Source organism: Dactylosporangium thailandense (assembly GCF_059739745.1).
In genome coordinates, this window is record NZ_AP029195.1 from 4,160,085 (window position 1) to 4,181,549 (window position 21,465).

Genomic DNA, 21,465 nt, shown 5'->3' on the forward strand with positions numbered 1-21,465 from the left:
GCGGTGGTACCCGAACCGAGCTGGAGGACGAGGTCGAGCAGGCCCGCCTCGCGGAACCGCGCGATCGGGATGGTGGCCAGGACGCGGCGCAGCTCGGCCTCGGCCGCGTCGGCGGGTTCGGCGTCGGCGCCGAGCAGCTGCTCGCGCAGGTGGGCGGCGAGGGCGGCCGGGCTCGGGTGGTCGAAGACGAGGGTGGTCGGCAGGCTCAGCCCGGTCGCGGACTTGAGCCGGTTGCGCAGGTCGACCGCGGTGAGCGAGTCGAACCCGAGCTCCTTGAACGCGCGGTGTGCGTCGACGGTCGTGGCGCCGGCGTGCAGGACTGCCGCGGCCTCGGTCCGCACCAGGTCGGTCAGCAGCCGGTCCTGGTCCGGCCGGCCGAGCCCGGCGAGCCGGTCGCGCAGCTGGGCCGCGCCGTCGCCGTCCGCGGCGGCCGCGGCGAGCACGTCCCGGACCTCGGGCAGGTCCTCGATGAGCGGGCGGGGCCGGGCCGACGTGAACGCGGGCGCGAACCGGTCCCAGCGCACGTCGGCGACGGTCACGGAGGTCAGGTCCCGCCCGACGGCCTGGGCGAGCGCGGCGACGCCGAGGTCCGGGTCCATCGCCGCGAGGCCGCGGCGCAGCAGATGCTCCTGCGCCTCGGGGGTCGCCATCCCGCCGTCGGCCCAGGGTCCCCAGGCGACGCAGGTCGCGCGGAGGCCGCGGGCGCGGCGGTCGGCGGCGAGCCCGTCGAGGGCCGCGTTGGCGGCGCTGTAGGCGGCCTGGCCGGCGCTGCCCCAGGTGCCGGCGATCGAGCCGAAGAGGATGAACGCGTCGAGGTGCCGGTCGCGCGTCACGGCGTCGAGGTTGAGGGCGCCGGTCACCTTCGGGCGCAGTACCGCCGCCAGCTGAGCCGCCGTCAGCTCGGCGACCGGGATCGACTCGCCCTGGATGCCGGCCGCGTGCACGACGGCGCTGAGGTCGGTGATCGGGTCGACGACCCGGGCGAGGGCGTCGCGGTCGGCGATGTCGCACTGGACGATGTCGACCTTGCCGAGCGCGGTGAGCTCGTCGGCGCCGGGCGCGTGGCCGCCCTGCCGCGACAGCAGCACGACCCGGTCGGCGCCGTTGCCGAGCACCCAGCGGGCGATCCGGCCGCCGAGCGCGCCGGTGCCGCCGGTGATGAGCACGGTGCCGGTCGGCGTCCAGGACTGCTCGGTGGCCAGCGGCGCCCGCACGAGCCGCCGCCCGAACACCTCGGGTCCGCGGACCGAGACCTGGTCCTCGCGCCCGCCGGCGAGCACGCCCGCGATGCCGCCGCCGTCGCGGAGGTCGATGAGCCCGCCCCATCGGGCCGGCTGCTCGAGCGAGACGACCCGGCCGAGTCCCCACAGGACGCTCGATTCGGCATCGGTACGCCGGGTCACGCACCAGACCTTCGCGCCCGACCCGTCCGAGTCGAGCCGGCGCAGCAGGTCCAGCAGCTCGCCCGGGCTCGGCTCGACCAGGACCACGCCGCCGAGGTCGCCGAGCGTGCCCGCGTCGGTGTCGACGGCGGCTCCGGCCGCGCGCAGGTCGGCGGCGATGTCGGCGGTGTCTCCGGCGTCGCCGAGCACGAGCCACCGGCCGGTCAGCGTGGCGCCGGCCGGGGCGGGCAGCGGGGTCCACTCGGTGCGGTACGACCACGAGTCCAGGACCTTCCCCCGCCCGCGCTGCTGCCGCCACGACGACAGGGCCGGCACGAGCGTGTCGAGCGAGGCCCGGGTGTGCTCGCCGAGCTGCGCGACGAGCTCGCCGATGTCGGCGCGGTCGACGGCGGCCCAGAAGGAGTCGTCCTCGGCGGGTTTCGGCGCGGGCGCGGGCCAGAACCGCTCCCGCTGGAAGGCGTAGTTCGGCAGCCCGGCGACCCGCCCGCCGGTGAACGTGGTGCTCCAGTCGATGTCGACGCCGGCCACGAACAGCTCGGCGACGGCCCGCAGCAGCGTCTCGGGCTCGTCCCGGTTCCGCCGCAACGTGCCGACGACGACAACGTCATCGGCCGGCAGGTGCGGCACCAGAACGGCGTCCGGCCCGACCTCGACGAAGGTGTCGACCCCTTCGGCCCGCATCGCGGCCACGTTGTCGGCGAACAACACCGTGCCGCGCACATGCCGCACCCAATAGTCGGCATCAAACTCAGTGAGGAGCCCACCGGTGACATTGGAAACGATGGGGATCTGCGGCCGGTTGAACGTGACCGTGTCGAGGACCGCCCGGAACTCCTCCAGCATCGGCTCCATCAGCGCGCTGTGGAACGCATGCGAAACCCGCAGCCGACTGGTCCGCACCCCCGGGAACTCGGGCAGCAACTCCGCCGGACCCGACAACACCCACGAGTTCGGCCCGTTGATCGCCGCCACCGAGACACCGTCCGGGACCTGGTGAACGGGCGCTCCGACCGCGAGCATTCCCCCGCCGGCCGGTAGCGCCTGCATCAGCCGCGCCCGGGCCGCCACCACCTTGCACGCGTCCTCAAGCGACCACACCCCGGCCACGTAGGCCGCGACCAGCTCACCGATCGAGTGCCCGCCAACGACCGCCGGGTTGAGGCCCCACGCCTTCAACTGCTCGTAGAGGGCCACCTCGATCGCGAACAACGCCGGCTGCGTGACCTCGGTCTCGTCGATCCGCTCATCCGGCAGCTCATCGAAGTGCGCACGCACCTCGGCGTGCACCCGGTTGAACACCGGGAAGTCAAGCGTGGAACCCATGCCCGCCCGCTGGGCGCCCTGGCCCGAGAACAGCACCCCGACCCGGCGGGCCGTGGCTACACCCGTCACCGTCTCACCCGGCAGCACGACCAGCCGGTGGTCGAGACGGGCGCGGGACAGCAGCGAGCGACCCGTGTCCGCACCCGGGGTCAGGCGATCGGCATAGGCACGCGCCGCCTCCGCCGAACGGGCCGACACCACCAGCGGCACCAGGGAGGAGGACTCGACCGGCTCGGGAGCCGGCTGCTCGACGGACTCCAGGATCACGTGGGCGTTGGTGCCGCTGATCCCGAAGGACGAGATGCCGGCTCGCCGCGGACGGTCGGTCGCGGCCCACGGCTGCGCCTCCGTCAGCAGCGAGACCGAGCCGGCCGACCAGTCCACGTGCGGGGTCGGCTCGTCCACGTGCAGGGTCCGCGGCAGGACGCCGTGGCGCATGGCCATGACCATCTTGATGATGCCCGCGGCGCCCGCGGCCGCCTGGGCGTGCCCGATGTTCGACTTGATGGAGCCGAGCCACAGCGGCCGGTCGCGGTCCTGCCCGTAGGTGGCCAGCAGCGCCTGGGCCTCGATCGGGTCGCCGAGGGTCGTGCCGGTGCCGTGGGCCTCGACGGCGTCCACGTCGGACGGGTCCAGCCCCGCGCTGGCGAGGGCCTGGCGGATGACCCGCTGCTGCGACGGGCCGTTCGGGGCCGTCAGACCGTTCGAGGCGCCGTCCTGGTTCATGGCCGAGCCCGCAACGACGGCGAGGACCGGGTGCCCGAGCCGCCGCGCGTCCGAGAGCCGCTCCACGAGCAGGACGCCGACACCCTCGGACCAGCCGGTGCCGTCCGCGGCGCCCGCGAACGACTTGCAGCGGCCGTCCGCCGAGAGGCCGCGCTGCCGCGAGAACTCCTCGAAGGCGCCCGGGGTGGCCATCACCGTCACGCCGCCGGCGAGGGCGAGATCGCACTCCCCCTGCCGCAGCGACTGGGCGGCGAGGTGCAGGGCGACCAGCGAGGACGAGCAGGCGGTGTCGATGGTGACGGCCGGGCCTTCGAGGCCGAACACGTACGCCACCCGGCCCGAGGCCACACTGCCGGCGGAGCCGTTCGCGACGTACCCCTCGACCTCGGCCGCGGAGCCGGTGAGCTGGGTGAAGTAGTCGTGGTGGATGAGGCCGACGAACGTGCCGGTCTGGGTGCCGACCTGGGTGGTGGGGTCGATGCCGGCGTTCTCGAAGGCCTCCCACGTGGTCTCCAGCAGGAGCCGCTGCTGCGGGTCCATCGCCAGGGCCTCGCGCGGGCTGATGCCGAAGAACGCGTGGTCGAACAGGGCCGCGTCGTGCAGGAACCCGCCCCGCCGGGTGTGGGAGGTGTCGCGGAGCCGGTCGAGGTCCCAGCCCCGGTCGGCCGGGAACCCGTCGATGGCGTCCACCCCGTCGTCGACCAGGGCCCAGAGCTCGTCCGGCGTGGTGACGCCGCCCGGGAAGCGGCACGCCATCGAGATGATGACGATCGGGTCGTCCGCGGGGGCCGGCGCGGCGGGCCGGATCGTGCTCGCGGAGGGTTCACTGGGTCGCAGCTGGTCCAGGATGTACGCGCCCAGCCGGCTCGGCGTCGGGTAGTCGAACACGAGCGTCGCCGGCAGCCGCAGGCCGGTCAGCGTCGCGAGGCGGTTGCGCAGCTCGACCGAGGTGAGCGAGTCGAAGCCGAGGTCCTTGAACGCCTTCGTCTCCGCGATCGCGGTGCCGCCGCCGAGAACGAGCCCGGCCTGGGCGCAGACGGTGTCGACGACGAGCTGCCGGGCGTCGTCCGGGGCGCGGCCGGCGAGCCGGTCGGCCAGGTCCGTGCCCGTGGGGCGGCCGGCTCGGGCGCGGGGTCGTCCGCTGCCGAACAGGTCTCGCAGGATCGGGAGCACCGGGGCGCCGTCGCGCGGGGCCTCCAGGCGGGCGGCGACGAGCGCGGGGCGTCCCGAGTGGACGGCCGCGTCGAACAGGGCGGTGCCCTGGGCGGGCTCCAGGGCCCCGATGCCGCCGGAGGACATGCGGCCGCGAGCCCCGGCGTCGAGGCCGGCGGTCATGCCGCCGGTCTGCGCCCACAGGCCCCAGCCGAGGCTCGTGGCGGGCAGGCCCTGCTGGTGGCGGAGCTGGGCGAGGGCGTCGAGGTAGGCGTTGGCGGCCGCGTAGTTGGCCTGGCCGGCGCTGCCGAGGGTGGCGGCGATCGAGGAGAAGAGGACGAACCCGGCCAGGTCACGGCCGGCGGTGGCCTCGTGCAGGTGCCGGGCCCCGTCCGCCTTCGGCCCGAGCACCGCGTCGAGCTGCTCCGCGGTCATGGACTCGACGACGGTGTCGGCGATGACGCCGGCCGTGTGCACGACGGCGGTCAGGTCCGGGATCGAGTCGACGAGCGCGAACACCGCGTCGCGGTCGCGCACGTCGCACACGACGTCGCCGTGGCGCGAGGCCTGCACGACCCGGGCCACGGTCCCGCTGTCCAGCAGGTGCCGGGCGATGACCTCGGCGAGGGCGCCGCCGCCGGTGATGAGGACCGTGCCGTCCGGGTCCCAGCGGCGGGGCAGGGTCAGCACCAGCTTGCCGATGTGGCGGGCCTGCGACAGGGTGCGCAGCGCGTCGGGGGCGCGCCGGGCGTCGAACGCGTGGACGGGCAGGGGCCGGAGGGCGCCGCGCTCGAACAGGGCGACGATGTCGAGCAGCATCTCCTGGATGCGTGGACCCGGGACGTCGCCGAGATCGAACGCCTGGTAGGCGATGCCTTCCGGGTCGCGCGGGTCGGCCTTGCCCAGCTCCACGAACCGCCCGCCCGGCGGCAGCAGCCGCAGCGACGCGTCGATGAACTCGCCCGTCAGCGCGTTCAGGACGACGTCGACACCCGGCGCGAACTTCGCCTCGAACTCCGTCGTGCGCGACGACGCCAGCCTCGACTCGTCCACACCCAGCCCGACGACCGTGGACCACTTCGCGGGACTCGCGGTGGCGTACACCGTCGCGCCCCAGTGATGCGCCAGCTGGATCGCGGCCATGCCCACGCCGCCGGCCCCGGCATGGATCAGCACCGACTCGCCGGGCGCCAAGCCTGCCACGTCCCGCAGACCGTAGTAGGCCGTGAGGAAGACGACCGGTACCGAGGCCGCCTGCGCGAACGTCCAGCCGGAGGGGAACCGCACCAGGCGGTCGCGGGCCGTGATCGCCTCGGGGCCGATCGCGCCGTCGAACATGCCCATGACCCGGTCGCCGACGGCCAGGTCGGTGACGTCCGGGCCGACCTCGGTGACCACGCCGCTGGCCTCGATGCCCATCACGGCGCCGGGGACGGGGTACATGCCGAGGGCGATGAGCACGTCACGGAAGTTGAGCCCGGCGGCGCGGACCTCGACCCGCACCTGGCCGGCCTCCAGGTCCGGGCGCTCGCAGGCGACGAGCCCGACGCCCTCGACGGTCCCGGCGCCCAGGTTCACGAGCCGCCACGGCCCGTCGGGCGCCTCCAGGCCGCCGCCGGCTCGGGCCAGGGCCGGGACGAGGACCGAGCCGTCCCGCACCGCGGCCTCGCCGATGCCGGCCGCGATCAGGCCGCCGAGGAGCTCGGGGGCGGCGGCGCCCTCGACCAGCGTGAAGCGTCCGGGGTGCTCGGCGGACGCCGAGCGCACCAGGCCCCACGCGGACGCGCTCGCGAGGTCGGTGATCCGGCCGACCGCGCCCTCGGTCATGACGACCAGGCGGCCAGGGCCGGCCAGCGTCTCCCGCACCCGCTCCAGCACCAGCTCCATCGAGGTGCCGGGGGCCATCCGCCACACGTCCACATCGGCGGGGAGCCCGGCGGGGTCGACCTCGCGCGGCTGCCAGCCGAGCTCGAACAGCCAACGGCCGGCGGTACGGTCGGCGGTGAGGTCGGCGGTGAGTGCGCGGAGCACGACCCGCTCGATGGACACGACCGGCTGCCCGGTCTCGTCGACGGCGACGACCTCGACCCCGGTGGCGACGTCGCCGCGGACGCGGACCCGCAGGGCCGTGGCGCCGGCGGCGTGGACCCGGACCCCGCCGAACACGAACGGCAGCCAGGCGCCGTCGCCCGCGGGGCCGTCGTGGCCGAGGAAGGCGATGGCGTGCAGCGCGGCGTCGAGCAGTGCCGGGTGCACGGCGAACGAGCCGGCCGGGGCGGGCAGCGCGACCTCGGCGTAGACGGCGTCGCCGCCGCGCCAGACCCGTCGAAGCCCCTGGAACGTCGGGCCGTAGGTGACGGCGCCGGGCGTGTACCAGTCGCCGATCGGCACCTCCGCGGCGTCGGCCGGCCGCTCGAAGGAGGTCCCGCGGTCGTCGGCGGCGCCGAGCGACCCGTCGGCGTGCCGCGTCCACTCGTCGCCGTCGTCGAGGCGCGAGTGCACCGTCACCGAGCGCCGGCCCGTCGCGTCCGCCTCACCGACGCGCACCTGGACGGCGACGCTCCCGGCGGACGGCAGCACGAGCGGCGCGACCAGCGTCAGCTCGTCGAGCATGACCGCGCCGACCTCGTCCCCGGCCCGCACCACCATCTCGACCAGCGCGGTACCGGGCACGACCACGGCCCCGCCGACGACGTGATCGGCGAGCCAGGGCTGAGCCGCGACCGAGAGCCGCCCGGTCAGCACCACGCCACCGTCGCCGGCCACGGACATGACGGCGCCGAGCAGCGGGTGGCCGGTCACGCCCAGCCCCGCCCCGGAGACATCGCCGACGGCCGTGCTCTCCAGCCAGTAGCGCCGCCGCTGGAACGCGTAGGTCGGCAGCTCGACGGCTCGCCCACCGGTGAAGGTGGTGCTCCAGTCGATGTCGACGCCGGCCACGAACAGCTCGGCGACGGCCCGCAGCAGCGTCTCGCCCTCGTCCCGATTCCGCCGCAACGTGCCGACAACCACGGCGTCATCGGCCGGCAGGTGCGGCGCGAGAATCGCGTCCGGCCCGACCTCAACGAAGGTGTCGACCCCGGCGTCCCGCATGGCGACGACGTTGTCGGCAAACAGCACCGTCCCACGCACATGCCGCACCCAGTAGTCGGCGTCGAACTCGGCGATGAGCCCACCGGTGACGTTCGAAACGATCGGAATCTGTGGCGGGTTGAAGGTGACGGTGTCGAGGACGGCGCGGAACTCTTCGAGCATCGGCTCCATCAACGCCGAGTGGAACGCATGCGAAACCCGCAGCCGGCTCGTCCGGACCCCGGGGAACTCGGGCAGCAGATCGGCGGGACCCGACAGCACCCACGAGTTCGGCCCGTTGATCGCCGCTACCGAAACACCATCCGGGACCTGGTGAACGGGCGCTCCGACCGCGAGCATTCCCCCGCCGGGCGGTAGCGCCTGCATCAACCGCGCCCGGGCCGCCACCACCCTGCACGCGTCCTCAAGCGACCAGACACCGGCTACATATGCCGCGACCAGCTCACCGATCGAGTGGCCGCCAACGACCGCCGGGGTGAGGCCCCACGCCCTCAACTGCTCATACAACGCGACTTCGAACGCGAACAACGCCGGCTGCGTGACCTCGGTTTCGTCGATCCGCTCATCCGGCAGCTCACCGAAATGCGCACACACCTCGGCGTAGACCCGGTTGAACACCGGGAAGTCGAGGCCGGCACCCATGCCGGGCCGCTGGGCGCCCTGGCCCGAGAACACGACGCCGACCCGGCGAGTTGTGGCCGTGCCCGTCACCGGTTCGCCGGGCAGCAGGACCATGCGGTGGTCGAACCGGGCCCGCGACAGCAGCGAACGACCCGTGTCCGCACCCGGGGTCAGACGATCGGCATACGCACGCGCCGCCTCCGCCGAACGCGCCGACACCACCAACGGCACCAACGCGGAAGCCTCCACCGGCTCGGGAGCCGGCTGCTCGACGGACTCCAGGATCACGTGGGCGTTGGTGCCGCTGATGCCGAACGACGACACGGCGGCGCGGCGCGGGCGGTCGAGGGCCGGCCACGACTGCGGCTCGGCCAGCAGCGCCACCCGCCCGGCCGACCAGTCCACGTGCGTCGTCGGCTCGTCGACGTGCAGGGTCCGGGGCAGCACCCCGTGCCGCATCGCCAGGACCATTTTGATGACCCCGGCGACTCCGGCGGCGGCCTGCGCGTGGCCGATGTTCGACTTGACGGAGCCGAGGTACAGGGGGTGTTCGCGATCCTGGCCGTAGGTGGCGAGCAGCGCCTGGGCCTCGATGGGGTCACCGAGCGTCGTGCCGGTGCCGTGGGCCTCGACGGCGTCCACGTCGGACGGGGCCAGCCCGGCGGTGGCGAGCGCCTGCCGGATGACCCGCTGCTGTGCGGGGCCGTTCGGGGCGGTCAGGCCGCTGCTGGCGCCGTCCTGGTTGATGGCCGAGCCGCGCACGACGGCGAGGACGGTGTGGCCGTGGCGGCGGGCGTCGGAGAGCCGCTCGACGAGCAGCATGCCGACGCCCTCGGCGAAGCCGGTGCCCCGGGCGCCGGAGCCGAAGGCCTTGCAGCGGCCGTCGGGCGAGAGGCCGCCCTGCCGCGCGAACTCGGCGAGCATGCCCGGCGTCGACATGACGGTGACGCCGCCGACGAGGGCGGCGTCGCACTCGTGGTGCCGCAGCGACTGGGCGGCCAGGTGCAGCGCCACGAGCGAGGACGAGCACGCGGTGTCGACGGTGACGGCCGGGCCTTCCAGGCCGAAGGTGTACGCGATCCGGCCCGACGCGATGCTGCCCGCGCTGCCGTTGCCGATGTACCCGTCGAGCTCGCCCGACCCGCCCGTGGCCCGCGACGCGTAGTCGTGGTAGATCAGGCCGACGAACACGCCGGTTCGGGTGCCGCGCAGGCTTGTCGGGTCGATCCCGCCGCGTTCGATCGCCTCCCAGGAGCCCTCGAGCAGCAGCCGCTGCTGCGGGTCCATGGCGAGGGCCTCGCGCGGGTTGATGCCGAAGAACTCGGCGTCGAAGTCGGCGGCGTCGTGCAGGAACCCGCCCTGCCGGATCGCCCCGTCCCCGACGGCCTCGACGCCCCAGCCGCGGTCGGCCGGGAAGTCGCCGATCGCGTCGGTGCCGGACGACACCAGGTCCCACAGGTCGTCGGGCGAGCCGACACCGCCGGGGAAGCGGCAGCTCATGCCGACGATCGCGATGGGCTCGTCGGTCGCCGCGGCGACGAGCACCGGCCGCTGCTCGGCCGGCGCGCCGGCGATCTCGCGGTCGAGGTGCTCGGCGAGCGCGGCCGGGGTCGGGTAGTCGAAGGCGAGCGTGGTCGGCAGCCGCAGCCCGGTCGCGGCGCCGAGCCGGTTGCGCAGCTCGACGGAGGTGAGGGAGTCGAAGCCGATGTCCTTGAACGGCCGGTGCGGCTGGAGGAGCTCGGCGGAGGAGAACCCGAGCACCGAGGCGGCGGCGGCCGACACCAGCTCGACGAGCCGGGCGCGGCGCTCGTCGGGGGCGAGCGCGGCCAGCCGGTCGCGGGCCGAGGCCGTGTCCGCCGCGGCGGCGACGCGGCGGCGGGTGCCTCGGCCCCGGACCAGGTCACGCAGGAGCGGCGGGATCTGATCCTCCGGTACCGCCGAACGCTTCCCCGACAACGGCAGCAGCACCATGTGCGGCGCGTCGGCCCGCCGGGCGGCGTCGAACAGCGCGACCCCCTGCGCGTCGGTGATCGCGGCGACGGCGCGCTCGCTGACGTGCGCGGTCATGGCGCTGGTCCGCTCCCACAGGCCCCAGGCGAGGCTGGTCGCCGGGAGGCCCTGCTGCCGCCGGTGGTGCGCGAGGGCGTCGAGGTAGGCGTTGGCGGCCGCGTAGTTGCCCTGTCCCGGGCTGCCGAGGGTGGCGGCGATCGAGGAGAAGAGGACGAACCCGGCCAGGTCACGGTGCGCGGTGGCCTCGTGCAGGTGCCGGGCCCCGTCCACCTTCGGGCCGGCGACGGTGCGGAGGTCGTCGGGCGTCATCGACTCGACGAGCGTGTCGCCGATGACGCCGGCGGTGTGCACGATCGCGGTCAGGTCCGGGATGGAGTCGACGAGCGCGAACACGGCGTCGCGGTCGCGCACGTCGCACACGACGTCGCCGTGCCGCGAGGCCTGCACCACCCGGGCGACCGTCCCGCTGTCGAGCAGGTGCCGGGCGATGACCTCGGCGAGGGTCCCGCCGCCGGTGATGAGGACCGTGCCGTCCGGGTCCCAGCGGCGCGGGAGGGTCAGCACGAGCTTGCCGGTGTGCCGCGCCTGAGACAGCATCCGCAGCGCGTCGGGGGCCTTGCGGACGTCGAAGGCCTGGATCGGCAGCGGGTCCAGCACGCCCCGCTCGAAGAGGCCGACGATGTCGAGGAGCATCTCCTGGATGCGGGCGCCGGGCACGTGGCCCAGGTCGAAGGCGTTGTACCGGACGCCTTCCGGGTCGCGCGGGTCGGCCTTGCCCAGCTCCACGAACCGCCCGCCCGGCGGCAGCAACCGCAGGGACGCGTCGATGAACTCACCCGTCAACGCGTTCAGGACGACATCGACACCCGGCGCGAACTTCGCCTCGAACTCCGTCGTCCGCGACGACGCCAGCCGGGACTCGTCGACGCCCAGACCCAGGACCGTGGGCCACTTCGCCGGGCTCGCGGTGGCGTACACCGTCGCGCCCCAGTGGTGGGCCAGCTGGATCGCGGCCATGCCCACGCCGCCGGCCCCGGAGTGGATCAGCACCGACTCGCCGTCGGAGAGGCCAGCGAGGTCTCGCAGACCGTAGTAGGCGGTGAGGAAGACGACCGGTACCGACGCCGCCTGCGCGAACGTCCAGCCGGCCGGAATCCGCACCAGGCGGTCGCGGGCCGTGATCGCCTCCGGGCCGGCGGCGCCGTCGAACATGCCCATGACCCGGTCGCCGACGGCCAGATCCGTGACGCCGGGGCCGACCTCGGCGACCACACCGGCCGCCTCGCTGCCCATGACCGCGTCGGGGTCGGGGTACATGCCCAGCGTGATGAGCACGTCACGGAAGTTGAGCCCGGCGGCGCGGATCTCGACCCGCACCTGGCCGGCGTCGAGGGCCGGGCGGTCGAAGCCGACGAGCCCGACGCCGTCCACGGTTCCGGCGCCCAGGCTCGCGAGCCGCCAGAGTCCGTCCGGCGCCGGGAGGCCCGCCGACCGGGCCAGGCTCGGCACGAGCACCGAGCCGTCCCGGACCGCCGCCTCGCCGATCCCGGCCGCGATCAGGCCGCCCAGCAGCTCGGGTGCCGCGTCGCCGTCGACCAACGTGAAGCGGCCGGGGTGCTCCGAAGACGCCGACCGCACCAGGCCCCACGCCGACGCGGCGTCGAGGTCCGTGATCCGGCCGACCGCGCCCTCGGTCACCACGACCAGGCGGCCCGAGCCGGCCAGCGTCTCCCGCACCCGCTCCAGCACCAGGTCCATCGAGGTCCCGGGGGCCACCCGCCACACGTCCACGTCGGCGGGAAGCTCGGCCGGGTCGACCGGGCGCGGCTGCCAGTCCAGCTCGAAGACCCACCGGTCGGCCGTACGGTCCTCGGCGGGCTCGCGCAGCACGACGCGGTCGATGGACACGACCGGCTGGCCGGACTCGTCGGCCGCGAGGACCTCGAACCCGGACTCGGCATCGCCGCGGACCCGCACCCGCAGAGCCGTAGCACCGGTGGCGTGAATGCGGACGCCGCCGAACACGAACGGCAACCCGGCCGCGGGGTCGAGCAGGCCGATCGGGTGCAGGGCGGCGTCCAGCAGCGCGGGGTGGATCGCGAACGCGTCGATGGCGAGACCGTCGATGGCGATCTCGGCGTACACCGCGTCGCCGGTGCGCCAGAGGCGGCGCAGGCCCTGGAACGCCGGCCCGTAGGAGACGGCGGAGCGGGCGTACCAGTCGTCCAGGGGCACGTCGGCCGCGCCGGCGGGGGGCCAGGCGAACGTGGGGGCCGGGCCGTCCGCGGCGCCGAAGGTGCCCTCGGCGTGGCGGGTCCAGTCGGGGTCGTCGTCGGGGCGGGAGTACACCGTGACGGTCTCGCCCACGTGGATCTGCACGGTCACCCCGCCGGTCGGCGGCACGACCAGCGGCGCCAGGAGGGTCAGCTCGTCCAGGGCGGCCGCGCCGACCTCGTCCCCGGCCCGTACCACCATCTCGACCAGCGCGGTGCCGGGCACGACGACCGCGCCGCCGACCACGTGGTCCGCGAGCCAGGGCTGGGCCGCCAGCGACAGCCGGCCGGTGAGCAGCACGCCGCCGTCGCCCGCGACCGACACGACCGCGCCGAGCAGGGGGTGGCCGGTGACGCCCAGGCCGGCGCCCGACACGTCGCCGAGCCCGCCCGCGGCCAGCCAGAAGCGCTCCCGCTGGAACGCGTACGTGGGCAGCGGCACCGGGCGGCCGCCGGAGCCGGCGAACAGCGCGGTCCAGTCGATGTCGACGCCGTGGGCGAACAGCTCGGCGGCGTTCGTCATCAGCTCCCGGGCGCCGTCCTCGTGCCGGCGCAGCGAGCCGACGGCCAGGCCGGCGGCGGCGTCGAGGTCCTCCTGGAGGCCGGCCTTGAGCACCGGGTGCGGGGACACCTCGACGAAGACGCGGTGGCCGGCCTCGATGAGGCGGCTCACGACCGGCTGGAGGCGGACGGGGCGGCGGAGGTTCTCGTACCAGTACGCGGCGTCGAGCGACCCGGTGTCGGCGAGCCCGGCGGTGACCGTCGAGTAGAACGCGATGTCGCAGGGGCGCGGCTCGACGCCGGCGAGGGCCGCGAGCAGCTCGTCGCGCACCGGCTCCACCTGCGCGGAGTGCGAGGCGTAGTCGACGGGCAGCCGCCGGAACCGGATGTCCCGCTCGGCGCAGACCGCTTCGAGCGCCGACAGTGCTTCGAGGGCGCCGGAGACGACGGCGGCGGCGGTACCGTTCACCGCCGCGATCGACAGCTCGTCGCCCCACGGTTCGATCAGCGCGGCCGCGTCCGCCTCGGACACGGAGACCGCGAGCATCCCGCCGCGGCCGCCGAGCGGGACCAGCGCGCGGCTGCGCACGGCGACGATCCGGGCCGCGTCCTCGAGGGACAGGGCCCCGGCGACGCAGGCCGCGGCGATCTCGCCCTGCGAGTGCCCGACGACGACGTCCGGCCGGACCCCGCAGGCCCGCCAGAGCTCGGCGAGGGAGACCATGACCGCGAACAGGGCCGGCTGGACGACGTCGACCCGGTCGAGGGACGCCGCGCCGGGCCGGCCGCGCAGCACGTCCTCGAGCACCCAGTCGACGTGCGGGGCGAGGGCCGCGGCGCACGCGTGGAGGCGGTCCCGGAAGACCGGCGAGGCGTCGAGCAGGTCGACGGCCATGCCCTCCCACTGCGAGCCCTGGCCCGGGAACACGAAGACGATCGGCCCCGGGTCCTCGGCGGACTCGGCGGCGGCCGGCTCCCCCGCCAGCCGGGCGAGCGCGTCGACGGCCTCGTCCCGGGTCCGCACGACGAGCGCGGACCGGTGCGAGTGCCGGGCGCGCGTCGCGGCGAGCGAGTGGCCGAGGTCGACGAGTCCGAGTCCGGGCTCGCCGGCGAGGGCGGCGTGCAGCCGGGCGGCCTGGGCGCGCAGCGCGGCCTCGCCGCGGCCGGAGACGGGCAGCGGGACGACCGACGGCACCAGCCCGACCGGGGACGGCTCCGCCGCCGGGGCGACGTCGGCGGCGGGCGGCTCTTCGAGGATCACGTGGGCGTTGGTGCCGCTGATCCCGAACGACGAGACCCCGGCCCGGCGGGGCCGGTCCGACGATGGCCACGCCTGCGGCTCGGTGAGCAGCGCGACGGCGCCGGCGGTCCAGTCGACGTGGGGCGTGGGCTCGTCGACGTGCAGGGTCCGCGGGAGCACGCCGTGGCGCATGGCCAGGATCATCTTGATGATGCCGGCGACCCCGGCGGCGGCCTGGGCGTGCCCGATGTTCGACTTGATCGAGCCGAGCCACAGCGGGCGGTCGCCGGGGCGGTCCTGGCCGTAGGTGGCGAGGACGGCCTGGGCCTCGATCGGGTCGCCGAGGACCGTGCCGGTGCCGTGGGCCTCGACGGCGTCCACATCGGACGGTTCGAGCCCGGCGCCGGCGAGGGCCTGGCGGATGACGCGCTGCTGCGACGGGCCGTTCGGGGCGGTGAGCCCGTTGGAGGCGCCGTCCTGGTTGACCGCGGAGCCGGCGACGACGGCGAGGATCGGGTGCCCGAGCCGCCGCGCGTCCGAGAGGCGCTCGACGAGGAGCACGCCGACGCCCTCGGCCCAGCCCGTCCCGTCCGCGGCGCCGGCGAACGACTTGCACCGGCCGTCGGTGGACAGGCCGCCCTGGCGGGAGAACTCGGTGAACATGCCGGGCGTGGCCATGATCGCCGCTCCGGCCGCGACGGCCAGGGTGCACTCCCCCTGCCGCAGCGACTGGGCGGCGAGGTGCAGGGCGACGAGCGAGGACGAGCACGCGGTGTCGACGGTGACGGCCGGTCCTTCGAGCCCGAAGACGTAGGAGAGGCGGCCGCTGGCGACGCTGCCGGCGGTACCGGTGAGCAGGTGCCCGTCGAGGGCGGTCTGCTCGGCCCCGGCGGCGTAGTTCGACGAGGCCGCGCCGATGAACGCGCCCGTCGGGCGGCCCGCCTGGGTGGCGGGGTCGATGCCGGCGTTCTCGAAGGCCTCCCACGTGGTCTCCAGCAGGAGCCGCTGCTGCGGGTCCATCGCCAGCGCCTCGCGCGGGCTGATGCCGAAGAACGCGTGGTCGAACAGGGCCGCGTCGCGCAGGAACCCGCCCCGCCGGGTGTGGGAGGCGTCCCCGAGCCGGTCGAGGTCCCAGCCCCGGTCGGCCGGGAACCCGTCGATCGCGTCCACGCCGTCGCGCACGAGGTTCCACAGCTCGTCCGGCGTGGTGACGCCGCCCGGGAAGCGGCACGCCATGCCGATGACGACGATCGGGTCGTCCGCGGGTGCCGACGCCGGGGCCGGGGCGGCCGGGAGCGCGTCGGCGGTGGTCAGGTCGAGCTCCCGCAGGAGGTGCGCGGCGAGCCGGCTCGGGGTGGGGTGGTCGAAGACGAGGGTGGCCGGCAGCCGGACGCCGGTCAGCGTCGCGAGGCGGTTGCGCAGCTCGACCGAGGTGAGCGAGTCGAAGCCGAGGTCCTTGAAGGCCCGCGTGGCCGCGATCGCGGCGCCGCCGCCGTGGCCGAGGACCAGGGCGGCCTGGGCGCAGACGGTGTCGACGACGAGCCGCTGGGCGTCGGCGGGGGCGAGTCCGGTGAGCCGGTCGGTCAGCGTCGTGGTCGTCGCCGGGGCGGCCTGGGCGCGGGGGCGGGCGGTACCGAACACGTCGCGCAGCATCGGGGGCACCGCCGCGCCGGGGCGCGGGGCCTCCAGCCGGGCGGGGATCAGCAACGGCCGGCCGGAGCGCACGGCGGCGGCGAAGAGGGCCGCGCCCTGGTCGGCCTCCAGCGGGACCATGCCGCCGGCCGAGAGACGTCCCTGCGCGCCGGCGTCGAGGCCGGCGCTCATGCCGCCGGTCTGCGCCCACATGCCCCAGGCGAGGCTGGTCGCGGGGAGGCCCTGCTGGTGGCGCAGCTGGGCGAGGGCGTCGAGGTAGGCGTTGGCGGCCGCGTAGTTGCCCTGGCCGGGGCTGCCGATGGTGGCGGCGAGGGAGGAGAAGAGGACGAACCCGGCCAGGTCGCGGTCCGCGGTGGCCTCGTGGAGGTGGCGGGCGCCGTCGACCTTGGGTCCGGCGACGGTGTCGAGGTCGTCGGCGGTCATGGACTCGATCAGGGTGTCGGCGAGCACGCCGGCCGTGTGCACGACGGCGGTCAGGTCCGGGATCGAGTCGACGAGCGCGAACACGGCGTCGCGGTCGCGCACGTCGCACACGACGTCGCCGTGCCGGGAGGCCTGCACCACCCGGGCGACCGTCCCGCTGTCGAGCAGGTGCCGGGCGATGACGCCGGCGATGGTCCCGCCGCCGGTGATGAGGACCGTGCCGTCCGGATCCCAGCGGCGGGGCAGGGTCAGCACGACCTTGCCGATGTGCCTGGCCTGGGAGAGCGTCCGCAGGGCGTCGGGGGCCTTGTGGACGTCGAAGGCCTGGATCGGCAGCGGGTCCAGCACGCCGTGCTCGAAGAGGGCGACGAGTTCGGTCAGCATCTCCTGGATGCGTGGACCCGGGACGTCGCCGAGGTCGAAGGCCGTGTAGGTAACACCGGCCGGGTCGCGCAGGTCGGCCTTGCCCAGCTCCACGAACCGGCCACCCGGCGGCAGCAGCCGCAGCGACGCGTCGATGAACTCGCCCGTCAACGCGTTCAGGACGACATCCACGCCCGGCGCGAACTTCGCCTCGAACTCCGTCGTCCGCGACGACGCCAGCCGGGACTCGTCCACACCCAGACCCAGGACCGTGGGCCACTTCGCGGGACTCGCGGTGGCGTACACCGTCGCGCCCCAGTGATGCGCCAGCTGGATCGCGGCCATGCCCACGCCGCCGGCGCCGGCATGGATCAGCACCGACTCGCCGGGCGCCAGGCCTGCCACGTCCCGCAGACCGTAGTAGGCCGTGAGGAAGACGACCGGTACCGAGGCCGCCTGCGCGAACGTCCAGCCGGCCGGGAAGCGGGCCACGCGGTTGCGGTCCGCGACGGCCTCCGGCCCGATCGCCGCGTCGAACACGCCCATGACCCGGTCGCCGACGGCCAGGCCGGTGACGTGCGAGCCGACCTCGACCACCACGCCGGCGGCCTCGCTGCCCATCGTCGCGGCCGGGTCGGGGTACATGCCGAGGGCGATGAGCGCGTCACGGAAGTTGAGCCCGGCGGCGCGGACCTCGACCCGCACCTCGTCCGGGCCGAGCTCGGCGCGCGAGTAGCCGACGAGGTCCACGCCCTCGACCGTGCCGGCGCCCCGGTTCTCGAGCCGCCAGAGTCCGTCCGGCGTCTCCAGGCCCGCGGCTCGCGTCAGGCTCGGCACCAGCACCGAGCCGTCCCGGACCGCCGCCTCGCCGATCCCGGCCGCGATCAGGCCGCCCAGCAGTTCGGGTGCCGCGTCGCCGTCGACCAACGTGAAGCGGCCGGGATGCTCGGAGGAGGCCGAGCGGACAAGGCCCCACGCCGACGCGGCGTCGAGGTCCGTGATCCGGCCGACCGCGCCCTCGGTCACCACGACCAGGCGCCCCGAGCCGGCCAGCGTCTCCCGCACCCGCTCCAGCACCAGGCCCATCGAGGTCCCGGGAGCCACCCGCCACACGTCCACGTCGGCGGGAAGCTCGGCCGGGCCGACCTCGCGGGGCCGCCAGTCCAGCTCGAACAGCCAGCGGGACGCGGCCCGGTCGGTGACCGGGCCGGCGGCGACCTCGCGCAGCACGACGCGGTCGATGGACACGACCGGCTGGCCGGACTCGTCGGCCGCGACGACCTCGAACCCGGACTCGGCATCACCACGGACCCGCACCCGCAGCGCCGCAGCACCGGTGGCGTGAATGCGGACCCCGCCGAACACGAACGGCAACCCGGCCGCGGGGTCGAGCAGGCCGACCGGGTGCAGGGCGGCGTCGAGCAGCGCCGGGTGCACCGCGAAAGCGCCCGCCGTGTCGGCGGCCGGACCGCTCAGGGCGACCTCGGCGTAGACCTCGCCGTCGCCGCGCCAGAGGCGGCGCAGGCCTTGGAACGCCGGGCCGTAGGAGACGGTCGTGTGCGCGTACCAGTCGTCGACGGGCACCTCGGCCGCGGCCGCCGGGGGCCAGGCGAGCGCGGGGGCGGGGGTGTCCGCGCCGCCGAACGTGCCCTCGGCGTGGCGGGTCCAGCCGGGGTCGTCGTCCTGGCGGGAGTACACCGTGACGGTCTCGCCCACCTGGATCTGGACGGTCACGCCCCCGGTCTGCGGCAGGACCAGGGGGTTGAGGAGGGTCAGCTCGCTGAGGGCGCCCGCGCCGACCTCGTCCCCGGCCCGGACCACCATCTCGACCAGCGCCGTGCCGGGCACGACCACGGCCCCGCCGACGACGTGATCGGCGAGCCAGGGCTGGGCGGCGAGCGAGAGGCGCCCGGTCGCGAGCACGACGTCGTCGCCGGCGACCCGGATGACCGAGTCGAGCAGCGGGTGGCCGGCGCCGGAGAGGTTCCGGACGGCCGTGTTCTCCAGCCAGTAGCGCTCACGCTGGAACGCGTAGGTCGGCAGGTCGATCTTCCGCCCGCCGCCGAGGACCGCGCGCCAGTCGATGTCGACCCCGGCGACGAACAGCCCGGAGACGGCCCGCAGGAGCGACTCGGCCTCGTCGCGGTCGCGCCGCAGCGAGGCGACCACGACCGCGTCGTCGGACGGCAGGTGCGGCACCAGGATCGCGTCCGGCCCGACCTCGACGAAGGTGTCGACCCCTTCGGCGCGCATGGCAGTCACGTTGTCGGCGAACAGCACCGTGCCACGAACGTGCCGCACCCAGTAGTCGGCGTCGAACTCGGTGATCAGCCCGCCGGTGACATTGGAAACGATCGGCAGCTGCGGCGCATTGAAGGTGACGGTGTCGAGAACCGCGCGGAACTCTTCGAGCATCGGGTCCATCAAGGCGCTGTGGAACGCGTGCGAAACCCGCAGCCGGCTGGTGCGGACCCCGGGGAACTCGGGAAGCAGGTCCGCCGGACCCGACAACACCCACGAGTTCGGCCCATTGATCGCCGCCACCGACACACCATCAGGGACCTGAGAAACCGGCGCACCAACCGCGAGCATTCCCCCGCCAGCCGGCAGCGCCTGCATCAGCCGGGCCCGGGCCGCCACCACCTTGCAGGCATCCTCCAGCGACCACACCCCAGCCACATACGCCGCGACCAACTCACCGATCGAGTGACCACCGACCACCGCCGGCTGAAGACCCCAGGCCTTCAACTGCTCGTACAACGCGACTTCGATCGCGAACAACGCCGGCTGCGTGACCTCCGTCTCGTCGATCCGCTCATCCGGCAACTCACCGAAATGGGACCGCACCTCGGCATAGACCCGGTTGAACACCGGGAAGTCGAGCGTCGAACCCATCCCGGCCCGCTGGGCGCCCTGGCCCGAGAACAGCACACCGATCCGGCGCTCCGGGGTCGCGACGCCGACCACCGCGCCGGTGAGGTCGGACAATCCGGCCAGCAGCCCGTCCCGGTCGGAGGCCAGGACCACGGCGCGATGGTCGAGCGCCGACCGCGACGCGACCGAGGACCATCCGATGTCCGCGAGCGCCACCGCCGGAGCGTCCCGGAGCCAGCCGGCCCAGCGCGCGGCCTGCCCGGCGAGGGCCCGCTCGTCCGCGCCGGAGAGCACGACCGGCGTCACCGGCAGGGATGCGGCCGGGGCCACCTCGCCGGACTCGCCCAAGGGCGGCTCCTCGATGATGGCGTGCGCGTTGGTACCGCTCATGCCGAACGACGACACCCCGGCCCGGCGCGGCCGCTCCGCCGCGGGCCACGGCACGTCCGCGTTGAGCAGCGACACCGCCCCCGCGTCCCAGTCCACGTGCGGCGTCGGCTCGGCCGCGTGCAGGGTCCGTGGCAGCATCCCGTGGTGCAGCGCCTGGACCACCTTGATGACGCCCGCGACCCCGGCCGCGGCCTGCGTGTGCCCGATGTTCGACTTGACCGAGCCGAGCCACAGTGGACGGTCCCGGTCCTGGCCGTAGGTGGCCAGCAGCGCCTGCGCCTCGATGGGGTCGCCGAGGCGGGTGCCGGTGCCGTGCGCCTCGACGACGTCGACGTCCGCGGTCGTGAGCCGGGCATCGGCGAGGGCCTGCTGGATGACGCGCTGCTGCGACGGGCCGTTCGGGGCGGTGAGCCCGCTGCTGGCGCCGTCCTGGTTCACGGCGGAGCCGCGCACGACGGCGAGGATCGGGTGGCCGAGCCGCTGGGCGTCGCGCAGGCGCTCGAGGACGAGGACGCCGGCGCCTTCGGCCCAGCCGGTACCGTCGGCCGCGGCCGCGAAGGACTTGCAGCGCCCGTCGGCGGCGAGGCCGCGCTGGCGGGAGAACTCGACGAACGCGCCGGGGGTGGCGAGCACGGTGACGCCGCCGGCGATCGCGAGCGAGCACTCGTTGCGGCGCAGCGCCTGGCTCGCGAGGTGCAGGGCGACCAGCGACGACGAGCAGGCGGTGTCGATGGTGACGGCGGGGCCCTCGAAGCCGAACGTGTACGCCAGCCGGCCCGAGATGACGCTGGCGGCGGTGCCGGTGAGGACGTACCCCTCGACACCCTCGGGCGGGTTGCGCAGCACGGTGGCGTAGTCCTGGCCGGCGGTGCCGACGAAGACGCCGGTACGGCTGCGGTGCAGGGTCGACACGTCGATCCCGGCGCGTTCGAAGGCCTCCCACGAGACCTCGAGCAGCAGCCGCTGCTGCGGGTCCATGGCGAGGGCCTCGCGCCGGGAGATGCCGAACAGGGTGGCGTCGAAGTCCCCGGCGCCGTGCAGGAACGCGCCCTGGTTCGCGTAGGAGGTGCCGGCGTGGTCGGGGTCCGGGTCGTACAGCGCCGCCAGGTCCCAGCCGCGGTCCTCCGGGAACGGGCCCACCGCGTCGGCGCCGGCCGCGACGAAGTCCCACAGCTGCTCGGGCGTCTCGATCCCGCCCGGGTAGCGGCATCCCATGCCGACGATGGCGATCGGCTCGTGGGCCTCGGCCTCGAGCTCGCGCACGCGGGTGCGCGCCTGCCGCAGCTCGCCGGTGACCCACCTGAGATTCTCGAGAAGCTTCTCGTCATCAGCCATGGACGCACCCACTCCGAGAATATGCAGACGTCATGTGTGTCCCGCGCCCGCGCGTCATGGCTTGCGACCACCGATGGGACGCCTG

General features: G+C 75.0%; 1 pseudogene. It reads right to left on the reverse strand.

The features are described from left to right. Positions 1–134 precede the first annotated feature (134 nt). A pseudogene (locus AC6JBM_RS18165) lies at positions 135–21,341 on the reverse strand (SDR family NAD(P)-dependent oxidoreductase); the annotation flags it as partial. Between the last annotated feature and the right edge of the window lie 124 nt (positions 21,342–21,465).